The organism is Trueperella pyogenes (assembly GCF_001070855.1).
In the GTDB taxonomy this organism is placed as follows: Bacteria; Actinomycetota; Actinomycetes; order Actinomycetales; family Actinomycetaceae; genus Pauljensenia; species Pauljensenia pyogenes_A.
Window position 1 is genome coordinate 1 of sequence record NZ_JVLH01000003.1, and the last position, 12910, is coordinate 12910.

General features: G+C 55.0%; 11 protein-coding genes and 1 tRNA gene. 3 read left to right on the forward strand and 9 right to left on the reverse strand.

All coding sequences use genetic code 11. The annotated features are described in order from the left end of the window. The first annotated feature begins 202 nt into the window (after positions 1-202). Positions 203-1609 (forward strand): alanine/glycine:cation symporter family protein, encoded by a 1407-nt coding sequence (locus ADG72_RS00110; protein ID WP_048711277.1) that lies wholly within the window; start codon positions 203-205, stop codon positions 1607-1609. Between the two features lie 167 nt (positions 1610-1776). On the opposite strand, the gene ADG72_RS00115 is transcribed toward ADG72_RS00110, so the two are convergent. The 5 genes from ADG72_RS00115 to ADG72_RS00135 all read right to left on the reverse strand — a co-directional run bounded on the left by ADG72_RS00115 (position 1777) and on the right by ADG72_RS00135 (position 6006). Continuing rightward, a tRNA-Ala gene (locus ADG72_RS00115) sits at positions 1777-1849 on the reverse strand. 71 nt (positions 1850-1920) lie between these two features. Then, a complete protein-coding gene (locus ADG72_RS00120) occupies positions 1921-2736 on the reverse strand; it encodes a hypothetical protein (protein ID WP_239667607.1) in 816 nt (271 codons plus the stop codon). 371 nt (positions 2737-3107) lie between these two features. Then, complete coding sequence (locus tag ADG72_RS00125; RefSeq protein WP_048711280.1) at positions 3108-3800, reverse strand: GNAT family N-acetyltransferase; 693 nt, start codon at positions 3798-3800, stop codon at positions 3108-3110. Between the two features lie 17 nt (positions 3801-3817). Next, positions 3818-5047 (reverse strand): gephyrin-like molybdotransferase Glp, encoded by a 1230-nt coding sequence (gene glp, locus ADG72_RS00130; RefSeq protein WP_048711282.1) that lies wholly within the window; start codon positions 5045-5047, stop codon positions 3818-3820. Then, positions 5047-6006, reverse strand: coding sequence for a UTP--glucose-1-phosphate uridylyltransferase (locus ADG72_RS00135; protein WP_026066698.1), 960 nt, complete (start codon positions 6004-6006; stop codon positions 5047-5049). The genes glp and ADG72_RS00135 overlap by 1 nt, the downstream gene beginning before the upstream one ends. A 38-nt stretch (positions 6007-6044) precedes the next feature. Here ADG72_RS00135 and ADG72_RS00140 point away from each other — a divergent pair, with 38 nt between their 5' ends. Further along, positions 6045-6662 (forward strand): 5-formyltetrahydrofolate cyclo-ligase, encoded by a 618-nt coding sequence (locus ADG72_RS00140; RefSeq protein WP_048711285.1) that lies wholly within the window; start codon positions 6045-6047, stop codon positions 6660-6662. Positions 6663-6844: 182 nt separating this feature from the next. Continuing rightward, positions 6845-7237: a large conductance mechanosensitive channel protein MscL gene (mscL, locus tag ADG72_RS00145; RefSeq protein ID WP_048711287.1), complete on the forward strand. Its 393-nt coding sequence runs from the start codon at positions 6845-6847 to the stop codon at positions 7235-7237. Positions 7238-7307: 70 nt separating this feature from the next. On the opposite strand, the gene ADG72_RS00150 is transcribed toward mscL, so the two are convergent. The 4 genes from ADG72_RS00150 to ADG72_RS00165 all read right to left on the reverse strand — a co-directional run bounded on the left by ADG72_RS00150 (position 7308) and on the right by ADG72_RS00165 (position 12900). After that, entirely contained in the window at positions 7308-8837 is a 1530-nt protein-coding gene (locus tag ADG72_RS00150) for an NCS1 family nucleobase:cation symporter-1 (protein ID WP_019127027.1), read from the reverse strand. A 435-nt stretch (positions 8838-9272) separates the two neighbouring features. Next, the gene (gcl, locus tag ADG72_RS00155; protein ID WP_048711289.1) at positions 9273-11048 is read right to left on the reverse strand and encodes a glyoxylate carboligase; all 1776 of its coding nucleotides are present in this window, start codon (positions 11046-11048) and stop codon (positions 9273-9275) included. A gap of 2 nt (positions 11049-11050) precedes the next feature. Beyond that, positions 11051-11950, reverse strand: a complete 900-nt coding sequence (locus ADG72_RS00160; RefSeq protein ID WP_080978619.1) for an NAD(P)-dependent oxidoreductase — start codon at positions 11948-11950, stop codon at positions 11051-11053. A gap of 26 nt (positions 11951-11976) precedes the next feature. After that, positions 11977-12900, reverse strand: a complete 924-nt coding sequence (locus ADG72_RS00165) for a sugar phosphate isomerase/epimerase family protein (protein ID WP_048711293.1) — start codon at positions 12898-12900, stop codon at positions 11977-11979. Positions 12901-12910: the final 10 nt, after the last annotated feature.

Here is a 12910-nt window from a genome sequence, read left to right on the forward strand (position 1 = left end):
TCTACACACCCAACCCCCACCACGTCAAACCAAAACCACGTGAACCAGCACACATTACCGTTTTGGGCCCTAGATTTTTATAATTATTGCCAATACTTTACCTTTGCTATACGCTTATCTCAACGTTTTCGCAGCGGCCATTGGGACCTCCCAATCGGCGAAATTCTGCGGTTTTTCTGACCATTTCGACTGAGGAGCTCTCATGGCAAGCATCTTGGATGCAATTTCTACTGCCTTGTACAGCTACATCCTGATCATTCTCCTGATCGGTACTGGCTTGTACTTCTTTATCCGAACGAAGGCACTTCCACTTCGCATGTTCTGGGAGTCGATTCGCGTCGTTATGGAAAAACCCGAAAAAGATAGTGACTTCTCCTCGTTCCGTGCACTGATGGTCTCCACGGCCTCGCGCGTGGGCGTTGGCAACATTGCCGGTGTCGCGACGGCGATCGCGCTGGGCGGTGCTGGAGCGGTCTTCTGGATGTGGGTTATCGCGACCGTTGGCTCGGCCTCGGCTTTCATTGAATCAACTCTGGCTCAGATCTATAAGCGTCGCTCCCCTCACGGCCATTCCTTCGGTGGTCCCGCGTACTACATCAGGGACGGCTTAGGCAAGGGATGGTTGGCAGTGGTCTTCGCAATTGCCTTGATCGTCACCTACATGGGCGGCTTCAATCTGCTTGCTTCTTTCAACGTCAACCAGGCATTCAGCGCATACAGCTGGTACAACGCCAGCTACACTCCCTACATCATCGGTGGCTTGCTTGCTATCGCGATGGCCGGTTCAATCTTCGGCGGAACCCGCCGTCTTTCCGACATCACTTCTTTCCTCGTCCCGGTCATGGCAATCATTTACTTGGGCGTGGGAATCGTTGTTGTGCTGATCAATTGGCAGAACATTCCTTCGATGCTCGAATCGATCTTTGCAGGCGCTTTCGACTTCAAGGCAATCTTCTCCGGCTTCGCAGGATCGGCGGTCATGTACGGCATTAAGCGCGGCCTTTACTCGAACGAGGCCGGTGTCGGTTCCGCTCCCAACGCCGCAGCTTCTGCCTCGGTGTCCCACCCCGTCAAGCAGGGCCTGGTTCAGATGCTCTCTGTCTTTATCGACACCATGATCATCTGCACGATCACCGCCTTCGTGATCCTCTCCTCCAATGTTGAGCTCAACGGCGATGTGACCGGTGCTCCCCTGGTTCAGAACGCAATGGCCTCGACCATCGGTTCTTTCGCGGGCCCCTTCACAACCTTTGCCCTGCTGCTCTTCGGCTTCACCACTCTGGTTGGCAACTTCTACTACGCCGAGGTGAACCTGCGCTTCCTCTTCGGAGATAAGCCGACTCCGCACTGGGTATTAACAATCTTCCGTGCAGTCGCTTCGCTGTTGGTCTTTGCAGGTGCACTGCTGGAGTTCTCGGTCGCATGGAACATTGGCGATATCTTGATGGGCCTCATGGCATTGATCAACCTGCCCGTGATCATCATCCTGGGCAACAAGGCCATCCGGTGCGCCCTTGATTACCAGAAGCAGCGCAAGGCGGGACTGAACCCGACCTTCAAGGCTTCTTCTATCGGTATCACCCAGAAGCTGGATTACTGGCAGGACTAGCTGGGGACGAGGCCTAGGTAGGCCTTAGCGCTACCCCAGGGCCTCGTGCCCTCGATGCAGCTCTGGAAGATAGAAATCCCGGTCGCCTCACGTAGGTGACCGGGATTCCTATATCCAAAAGAACGGGAGATACACAAAAGGCCGGGCAATCAGCCCGACCCAGGTTGTGGAGCTAGGGGGATTCGAACCCCCGACCTTCTCATTGCGAACGAGACGCGCTACCAACTGCGCCATAGCCCCAAGGACCCCACCATCATAGCGGCAGAAATCCGTTTGGCCAAACGGAGCCCCAGCAGGCTCCGTACGCCAAGCTACTGAGCGATACGCGAATCCAGCGCGGCCTCGACATCCAGGACAACTGCTTCGTAGGCGACAACTTCCTCGGTCGAACGCGCGTCCTTCGGCACCGGCCCAGCGGCAATCGGGCGAGCAGGAATACGCGCATCCACCCTTGGGATTCCGCGAATATCGGTATCGGGGTGCACGATTCGCCCACTTAGTCGAGCACGCATTGCATAGGTCGGCGCGGGGATTGCGGCAGGCGTCCAAGTGCGACGTTCCACGGGAGCCGGAATCTCTTCCTCGATAGCAGAGGCCACAGTCTCCTCCACCGCAACCTGCGCTTCATTTTGAAGATCTTCAGCGAGTTCCTCGGACTCATTCGTAACCTGATCCGCGCGCAGACTCTCATCTTCCACGCCTTCTTCCGAGGCATCAGAAACAGGCGACTGGACAGCTTCAGCTTCGACCGTGGTTACTTCAGTCGACGCCTTCCCAGACGCTGATGACCGGGAGAGCTGGTCGCGAAGCCTGCGGAGCTGTGCGACTTCCTCTTCCCCAATCCGCTGGGAACGAATCGCACACGCCCGCGAGAAGACAAGGGTTGCCGCACCCACAGCAAAGGGAAGAAGCGGCCACATCCATGACAGCGAAGTTGCTGCAGCACAACCAGCAAGGATCAGGGTTGCAAGCGCGGCCACTGCCACAAGCAGCACACGTCGGCGGGCAGCAGCGGCCTCGGCGCTCAAACGGGCAGCGCGACGAGCGCGCAGTGCAGAAATCTCACGCACTCCGCGACTGCGAGCGCGGGCGGCCTCTGCGGTCAGGACCGGAGCATTGTGTGCCACTGGAGAGCTCCTTCGTTGCACGGGACGGGTGCCGTTGAGTAGCGCGGGCGATTCGTCAGCGCATTCGTCGACGGGTACGACGCTAGCCGATTCAACGAGACGCAAGCTGGGAGAAAACCGATCGTTCTCTCGAGATTGCATCATCGCGCTTCGACGAGCAACAAGGTACGGGAGGGTGGCAAGGGTGACGATGACCGCCACTGCAACCAAAACTCCTCCGTATACCACCCTCTAACGCTAAAACCTCAGCGCCATGACGAAGTCCTATGGCGGGCGCGTGTCTGTGATCATTGGAAGAAAAATAGCGCAGCAAATTCACATCAATCACAGTTGTCACATGCACACCATTGACAACATGAAGGGGAAATGTGCTAGCGCAAGCTTTGACCGTACACGGAGGCGATCATGCCACCTTGCGGAAGAGACTCTGCATCCATCGCAAAACTCACATGGTCGGCCCACTGCCCCGCGATGTTCATATAGCGCTCACGGTAGCCTTCCTCGCGAAGACCAAGCTTGCGACAAAGACCCAAAGAGCGCTCATTTTCTGGCCGGACATTAACTTCAATTCGATGCAGACCGAGTTCGCCAATAACCAAGTCCATCATGTAGGCAACAACCAAAGAAGCCACGCCCATATGAGCAGCCTCTTGAGCAACCCAATAGCCAAGGATTCCTTGACTCATTGCACCCCATTGCACCTGTGAAAGGGTGAATTGACCAACCGGCTTCCCATCAAATTCGGGCATCAATATTAAAGAGTGCCCCTGCCGTTGATCGCGGTCTGCGCGCCGCATGTACTCCCACAGGGTTGGAAGTTCTTCCACTGCTCCCTCGGGCAAGGTTGCATCCCACGGATTCAGCCAAGCGGAGTTCGCGCGTCGTACCGAATCAATACGCAGATGGTCGCGCCCCAAAAGCGGGCGAATTGTCATGACCTCAGGAGGCACAGAGGACGACGCGCGAAGAAAACCTTCCGAGACCGGATCTTCAATGCGCACACTGAAGAAGGACGGGTCACGCCCCCACACCGCAGCGGGTGCAAAAAGCTCGCGCAGTCCCATTCCGAATAGGTACCCAATCAGTCCAAAACCATGCAGCGCAAAATATCGCCGACGCGCACATTCGTCACGTCTTCGGGGACCACCGCAAGCGCATTCGATTCAGCCAGGGCCGAAAGAAGCAACGAGGCAGGGGCTCCCATCACCTTCGCCTGATATCCCGTGCGAGGTTCGCCCACTAGACGCACTCGCACGAACTCGCGACGGCCTCGCGGCGAATACCATGAGCGATCTACGCGCGCTTCAACGCTGGGACGGTTAAGAACAGTCCAGCCCTGCATGTGGCGAAGCGCAGGACGCACATAAACCTCGAAGCAAACTTGGGCGGAAACCGGGTCACCGGGAAGGCAGAAAATAGGCGTACCCGCGCGCCCCTGATCGTCACCGCCGACAGTTCCCACACCAAGGATGTGACCTGGCCATGCAGCAACCGAATCGAAGCGAACCGTACCAAGTGCCGACAAGACCTCTCGGACTGTATCGCCACTTCCGTACGAGATACCGCCCGTCGTCAAGATCAAATCGGCGCGAACCAACTGATCTTCAATAGTTTCACGAAGGACAGAACGCTCATCGGGAACGGCAGACACACGGAAGGTCTGCGCACCCGCATCAGTGATAGCCGTCGAAAGTGCGTGGCCGTTGGCATCGAATACCGTTCCGGGGCGAGCCTCGCGGCCGGGCTCAACGAGCTCATCACCGATGGACAAAATCACCACGCGGGGACGTGGGTGAACCAGAACGCGGGAACGACCAACGCCGGCAAGCAGAGCAACCTGACGGGCACCCACACGGGTCCCCGCTCGAAGAACAACGGTTCCTTCTTCCACGTCCTCGGCCTTACGGCGGATGTTCTCTCCTACCGCAGGCTGAGTCTTCGCGGAAACCTTAGAAATGCCATGGTCGCTGAATTCCAGAGCAAGAACTGCATCCGCACCCTGAGGCATAGGAGCGCCAGACGCGATACGGATCGCGCGGCCTCGGATCAGGGCAGCAGGGTGAATATCCCCCGCGCGGATCTCTTCCGTAACGGGCAGGACAACAGGAGCATCCGGGCGAGCGCCTTCAAGGTCAGCTGCAGCAACCGCGTAGCCATCGCACGCAGCCAGGTCAGCAACCGGCAGGTTGAAGGGAGCCTCAACGTCCTCTGCCAAGACGCAGCCCACAGCGTCTGGAAGTTGGACATCCAGAGGGGGCTGCTGCCCGACGGCAGAAATACAGTCTTGATAGAAATCAGCGACCGAGCGCATTACAGACCTAGAACTTTCGCCAGACGGTCTTTCAGCTGGGTACCGGCCTCGTTCACCAAGAACTCCGCCAACTTCGGACCGAGCTTCGGATCTTCCAAAGCCAAGGCGATATTGGCCTCGAGGTAGCCGAGCTTGTCACCGGTATCGAAACGACGGTCATTGACAACGACACCGTACAGGCCGCCACCGTCCTCCGGGTCACGATCGATCAGGCGAGCGAAACCGTCAGTCAGCTGGTATTCGCCACCGCGTCCGGGCTCGATCTTTGTCAGTTCATCAAAGATCGCGGGGTCGAAGACGTAGCGTCCGACAACCGCGTACTCACTCATGACCTCTTCGAGCGGCGGCTTCTCAACAACGCGATCAATACGCATAAGATCGCCGTCCTTGAGGGAAACACCTTCGGGGATCTCCAGAGGAGTAACCGAAGTCGACGCGTAGGCAGTCGCCTGTTCAGGAGTCACGCGCAGAAGGGCAACAACCGAACCACCAAGAGCATGGCGCACATCAATCATGTGCTTGAGCAGCGTGGAATTCGGGTGCATGAGGTCGTCAGGAAGCATCACAGCAAAGGGAGCATTTCCAACATGCTGACGGGCTTGCAAAACAGCATGTCCCAGACCCAGCGGGTGTCCCTGGCGCACCGAGTGCATGCGTGCAAGTTTGAGGTATTCGCGAGAGAGGGCAAGAAGCTCGTCCTTGCCTGCCTTCTCGAGCTCATTTTCGAGACCGGGGTCGGCATCAAAGTAGGCTTCGATGGATTCCTTACCGGTTCGAGTCACGAAGAGCATATCGTCGATACCGGCATCCGTTGCCTCTCGAGCGATATATTCAATTGAAGGACGGTCAACAACAGGCAGCATTTCCTTAGGCACAGACTTTGTGATTGGCAGGAAACGCGTGCCGCGTCCGGCGGCCGGAACAACCGCGTGACGCACAGGTACATTTCGATCTGTCATAGTCACCAGAGTAGTCGAGGAAGGGGCATGGGAGCGAAATGACCATGCATAAAAACTCACTTCGTGCTGAAATTCGTGCGCGTAGGAGCCTGTACTGGGATTCCCGAGGCCGCGGCGAGGAACAGGGTGAGCGTGACGCTTTGACCGCACATTTCCGTGAAGCGCTTGATGTTTTTGGCGTCACTCCCAGCAGTAGCCACCCCCTTGCAGCTTTTTATCCGATGGAAAAGGAGCCAGATATTTCTGGAATCCTTGCCTGTTTTGACCCCGTTTTACTTCCTGTTCTTGCGTGCGAGGACGGCACGCTCTTGCGCGAACCCCACTGGGCTCTTCATTCCCGAGGTGACGAACTCACTCGCCCTAACCCGCGCTTCCCTGCCCAAAGCCGCGCCCCTATCCGCGAAGCCCAGGCTCTTGAAGCGGCATCGATTGTCCTGATCGCCGGTCTTTCAGTCGACGAGGCCGGCACTCGCCTTGGCCAGGGTGGCGGCTGGTACGACCGCGCACTGTTATATAAGGGCGTGTCAGCCCCAGTTATTGCATGCATTTTTGATTGGGAGTATCGAGGAAAAGAATTGCTCCCCCGCGAGGATCACGATATTCCGGTAGACGGAGTCATTACGCCTTCGCACTTCATTAAACTGGGAATCAAGTGAATAGCTCCTGCACAGGCTAGGCGCAATATGTGAGGAAGACTGCGTATTTTGCGCTTCCCAAGGCACTGGTGTTGCCGATAGGCTTTCTCCTTGGTTGACGCATGAGCGTCACGCAACACGTGCGAGTTCGGTGATTCCTAACTGGACTCAGAGCTGAATATCAATAACTCAAGGAGTTTTCCATGCTCAAGGGCTTCAAAGAATTCATTTCCCGCGGAAACGCTGTTGATCTTGCCGTCGGTATGGTGATCGGTGCTGCCTTCACCGCAGTCGTCACCGCTCTGGTTGAGAAGTTCCTCAACCCCCTCATCGGTGGTCTGGTCGGCAAGCCGAACTTCGACAGCTTCCTGGAGTTCACCGTTGGCTCGGCAACTGTTCAGCCCGGCGCCATCATCACTGCACTGGTCAACTTCCTGATCGTTGCCTTTGCACTGTACCTCTTCGTGGTCATGCCGATGAACGCTCTGAACGCTCGCCGCAAGAAGGAAGAGCCCGAGGAAGCTCCCGCAGTTTCCGAGGACGTCCAGCTGCTCTCTGAGATCCGCGACCTGCTCAAGGCTCAGAGCAACAACTGAATCTGATTCATATATAAGGTGGCGGCAAGCATCATGCTTGCCGCCACCTCTTTTTATACCTACGAGAACGTCATGAGAGCTTAAGGACTTCACTCTCTGTTTCGACGGTCTCAGACACGGGAGCACAATCCCGTGGAGTTTGGGTCACAGTCATAACCACCCAGTAGCACAGTGCACCGAGCGGAGCCGCAACGAACCAGGAGAAGGGTGCAATCGCTTCAAGGAAAGGCACCTTTACAAGTGCAACACACAATGCGACGACCGCAGCGGGAATGAAAGCAGCGACAGCACGCAAATTCCACCCGCCATGGTAGAAGTAGCGGCCTGCTGACTGAGGCGAATACAAGTCCTTCAGATCCACAGTGGAACGCTTGTAGTAGTAGTAGTCCATGACAAGAATTCCAAAGAACGGGCCGAGAAGCGCACCCAAAGATCCCAAGAAGTAGGTGATCGCTGCGGGGCTTCCGTACAGGTTCCACGGTGTCACAACAATGGACAGAACGACTGCCGCGATTCCACCAATACGGAAGGAAATATGCTTCGGACTCACATTCGAGAGGTCGAAAGCCGCTGACACGAAATTTGCCACAATATTGACGCCAACAGTTGCGACAATGAAGCCAATCGACACCAGGTAGAAGACAATGTTGTTATCAATACGGTCAAGCAAATCACCTGGATCATTGAAGGCTTCACCGTAAACCTGAACCGCCGCAGCCGAGCAAATCACTGAAGTGAGCGCAAACGCCGTCCAGTTCAGAGGAAGGCCGAGAAGGTTACCCACATAGACGGCCTTCTTCGTCGGAGCATAGCGAGCAAAGTCTGCAAAGTTCAGCATTAGCGTCGCAAGAGTTCCCACTGTCAAGCCAACGGTCACAAAGATCTGGTAGAGCTGGGTGCCAAAATCGGGTGTCTCACCGCTAGCGTTCGTCATCCACGAGAAGCTCCAGTTTGCCTGTGAGAGCATCCAAACGGCCATGCCGATCATAATGACCCAGATGATAGGACCAGCTGCACCCTGGAAGTGGCGGACGGCTTCCATTCCTCGCCAGACAATCAGCAGCTGGACCGCTGACAACAACAGGAATGCAAACCAACCAGATAGGCGTAGCCCAAGGAAAGGCGTCGACCATTCTCGCATTGCTGGGAAAATTCGCATTAAGAGCAGCTCAAGTGAAATCGACGCAATATAGGTCTGAATTCCGTACCAAGCAATAGCAACAATGCCACGGACAATTGCTGGGAAGTTCGCTCCCCAAACACCCCAAGTAACACGAGAAACCACCGGATATGGAGCGCCTGTCTCGTAGCCCATCATTCCAGAAAGGCAGCAAGCAGCAAAGATAATTGCAGTAGCAACGAGAACGCCGATAACGATTGCGAAAGGCGTAAGGCCCATCAACGTCCCGGTACCAATAAATAGCGCAGCAGCAAAAGTGTAGTTCGATGCATTGTGGGCATCATTCATCCACAGGGAAAAAAGCGAATAGCCATTCCACACTCGGTCATCCGAACTTGCCGGTGCAAGATCACGATTACATAACCGATGTTCTGGATCACCCTTTTCTATTTCTTCAAATGACAGCTCTTGGGCTCTCATAATAATTCTCCTAAAACTCCATTGTTCTGCGATAAAAACGGATCATCACAAACTGATCCAACAGGCAAGATCATCACTATTCCCGAGTAAATTACCCGGCTTTTCGGCATCTCTTGCCGACAATGAACGGCTAACTCCGTTCAAGACTCGCTTCCGCTTAGACGCATTCAGCACCAGAGCAAAGGCAAGTCGATACACTCCTTCCCTCGTTATTTGAAAATGCATTTTTAGGCCTATCGCTGGATCAGTGCGATTCCATCCATGACATCGCATGACTACAGAGAGGACGATGCCGAGGAATGCGATAGCTAAAGGTCTGGGCAGCATCGTTACTACCCGGGGGTAGCAGCACCACAAATGATGCTGCTACCCCCTACTTCAAATACCTGTTTTCGGTATTTTCTGCAGGAAGAGAACTGAAGACGCGGTTCGCTACTACTTCGCGAGTCCAATCGCGCAAGGTGCATCTTCTGTGGGGTTTTCCGCGACCTCTTCAAATTCGTTGACGTTATCGATAGCGGCTCCCATCGAAATATTCGTCACGCGTTCAAGGATCGCTTCAACCACAACGGGGACACGGTATTCCTTTGCGATCTTCGGTGCCTCCGCGAGCGCTGCCGCTAACTCATCGGGGTTGTGCACGCGAATTGCCTTACATCCAAGTGCTTCAACCACACCAACATGATCCACGCCGTACCCCCCTGTTTCAGGGGCATTGATGTTCTCAAACGACAATTGGACTTGGTAATCCATATCGAATGCTCGCTGGCTCTGCCTAATAAGTCCCAGGTAGGCGTTATTCACAACAACATGCACATATGGAATATTGAAGTGCGCAGCGACTGCAAGTTCCTCAATGAGGAATTGGAAGTCATAGTCACCCGAAAGTGCAACAACCGGAGTATCCGGATCGGCAACAGACGCACCAATGGCTGCTGGAATTGTCCATCCGAGAGGACCGGCTTGACCGGCATTCACCCAGTGGCGGGGCTTAAATACGTGAAGCATCTGAGCCGCAGCGATCTGTGAAAGGCCGATCGTCGTGACATAGCGAGTTTCAGGTCCAAATGCGCGGCACATCTCTTCGTAGACACGCTGCGGCTTAAGCGGAACGTTGTCGAAATGGGTCTTGCGAAGCATCGTCGACTTACGCTCATTACATTCATCCACCCACTGGTTGTATCGAGTGAGCTCTGCACCGTAGCGGTCCTTGGCAGCAGCGAGCAATTCAGCGAGTGCTGCCTTAGCATCGGATACCGACCAAAAGTCCGGCGGGAACACGCGACCAATCTGAGTTGGTTCGATATCGACGTGGACGAACTTCCTACCCTTTCGATAGGTTTCCAAATTGCCACAGTGACGTGCAGCCCAACGATTACCGATACCGATAACCAAGTCTGAATCCATCATCGTTGCATTTGCATAGCGCTGCGATGTCTGGATTCCCGCCATTCCCTGAGCCAAGCGATGATCATCCGGGATACTTCCCCAACCCATAAGGGTCGAAATAACAGGGACCCCAAGATATTCAGCCAAGGCAATGAGGTCCTCAGATGCGTCGGCACCGATGACGCCTCCACCGGCCAACAGGATTGGGTGCTCAGACTCATCCAGCATGTCGAGAATTCGATTTGCCTGGAGGGCAGTCATACGCGGTTCGCACACTGGCAGAGGCTCGTAGGTATCGATATCAAAATCGATTTCAGCAACCTGGACATCAAAAGGCAGGTCAATCAAGACGGGACCACGGCGACCAGAGCGCATACGACGGAAGGCCTCGGCAAAGGTTCCGGGAATCTGCGCTGGTTCGAGAACCGTAACTGCCATTTTGGTGACAGGCTTCGCAATCGATGCGATATCCACGCCCTGGAACTCTTCCTTATTCAACATTGGACGGGTTGCCTGGCCAGTGATGCACAGGATCGGGATTGAGTCCGCACTCGCCGAGTACAAACCAGTGATCATATCGGTGCCACCGGGACCCGATGTTCCAATGCAAACACCGATATTTCCAGACTTTGCACGCGTAAAGCCCTCTGCCATGTGGGAAGCGCCCTCAACGTGACGCGCAAGCACATGGCGAATCCCGCCATGCTCTTTCATTGCTGAATAAAGCGGGTTGATAGCAGCACCCGGCACCCCAAATGCCTGTGTTGCCCCCTCCTTCTCAAGAATACGAACGATTGCATCAACAGCGCGCATTCGTGACATGGTTAGTTTCTCCGTTCGACTTCAATTCCACTAAGTGTTTCGATGATTTTGATGATGACCGAGTGATCCTGCTCCGCGAATCCGCATGCACAAACCGCTTCAAACAGCTGCAATACACAAGCGGTTACGGGAAGTACACAGTGAGCTTCATGTCCCACTGCCATGGCGATATCCATATCTTTTAGGTGGAGTCCCGCTGCGAAGGTCGGCGTGAATTCATGCTCGATCATCTGCGGTCCTTTCAGATCAAGGATTCGCGAGCCAGCTAGCCCACCTCTAAGAGCGGAGAGCGCAGTCGCTGGGGCAACTCCACTCTTCTTCAGAAGGACAGCGGCTTCCGCTACCAATGCCAGAGTTCCACCGACAATGAGTTGATTGGCCGCCTTTGTCACCTGGCCAGAACCTACCGGTCCCATGTAAGTAATTGAGCGCCCGAGAAGCGCAAGTACTCCCCGCGCTTTTTCAAGGACGCTTTCATGGCCTCCGACCATGATGGACAATGCCCCCTCGGATGCGCCGGTAAGTCCGCCAGACACCGGCGCATCCAAGAAATCCACTCCCACTTCTGCTAGCTGCTCCGCAGCAGCACGCGCATCAGCCGGAGAGGTAGTTGACATGTCAACGAAGAGGCAAGATGGAGTGAAGCGGTGCTTATAACGCGTGACGATATCGTTGACAACGCTACCGTTTGGCACCATCGTGATAACGACATCGACGTCCGAAAGAACTTCTTCAACGGAGGAGCAAACTGTGCCGCCAGCCTCTCCAAAGCGTTCATTTCTTTCAGGAACACGAGAATAGCCTTTAACGGAATACCCACCACGAAGCAGGTTTATTGCCATTGGCAACCCCATAGTGCCAATGCCGACAAAGCCTACCGTCATGCGCTTCCCTGCGCCCATGATTCCCTCCATTTCCTCTTTATCACTCAGAGGGTGCGCCAAGCCTCGCGCAAAGTACGCTTCGCATCAGCAATAACGGCTTCAGAAGTCTGCTCGCCCAGCGGTTGGACTTCAAAAGCAACGATATTTCGATCGGCAGCGTCTTCAACCAGGTAACCGTTTTCCAGCAGACCACGTAGGAATTCGCGGACCTCAGGAACCTTGCACTCGCCCTTTGGGTGTCCAAAATAGGGATGCTTATCGCCAAATGCCGGATCCGTCGGGTCGTTGATCACACACGTTCCAATATGCGCATGGTTGATGTAGTCCGCAGACACATGAAGTGCTTCATGGATGGTCTCGGTCTGCATCGGCAGATGCGAGAGATCGATCATCAAGCCGAAACTAGGCACCGACTTACGAACCTCCTGCGCAAGTTCGACTGCGAGTCGGTTTGAACCGATAAGTGCACGCTTGTCGGTGGAGTCATCGAAAGTCTCGAGCGACAGCATCAAGTCACCCTTTGACTGCGCATAGCGACCAATCTCAGTGATTGATTCGGCGAGAAGTTCAAGAGCCTTTTCCTGCTGTTCCTTTGCCTGGGGGCGCGGACCAGAGAGGAAACCAAACTTACGAGCGCCGAATGCATAGGCCTGATCAACTGCTCCCTTAAGTACGTCGATCGCCTGCTGACGCTTCTCAGGGTCGGGAGAATTCAAGTCAAGCTTGCCGCGTAAAATAAATGGTTGTGCGCCAAAACCAACACGGACACCCGAGGTCGTAAGAAGGTTCTTCACTCGTTCATGTTCATCAGGAACATCAACGTGGGTGACCTCAATTGACTCAAAGAACTCATCGCACACGATCTTGGCAACAGAATCCGCGATCGGCCCCTCACCAGACATCGCGAACGGGTAGGCCATAAAGTGGACAATGCCAACACGCATGTAGTCATGTAACGACTGTTTCATTTTGATCTTC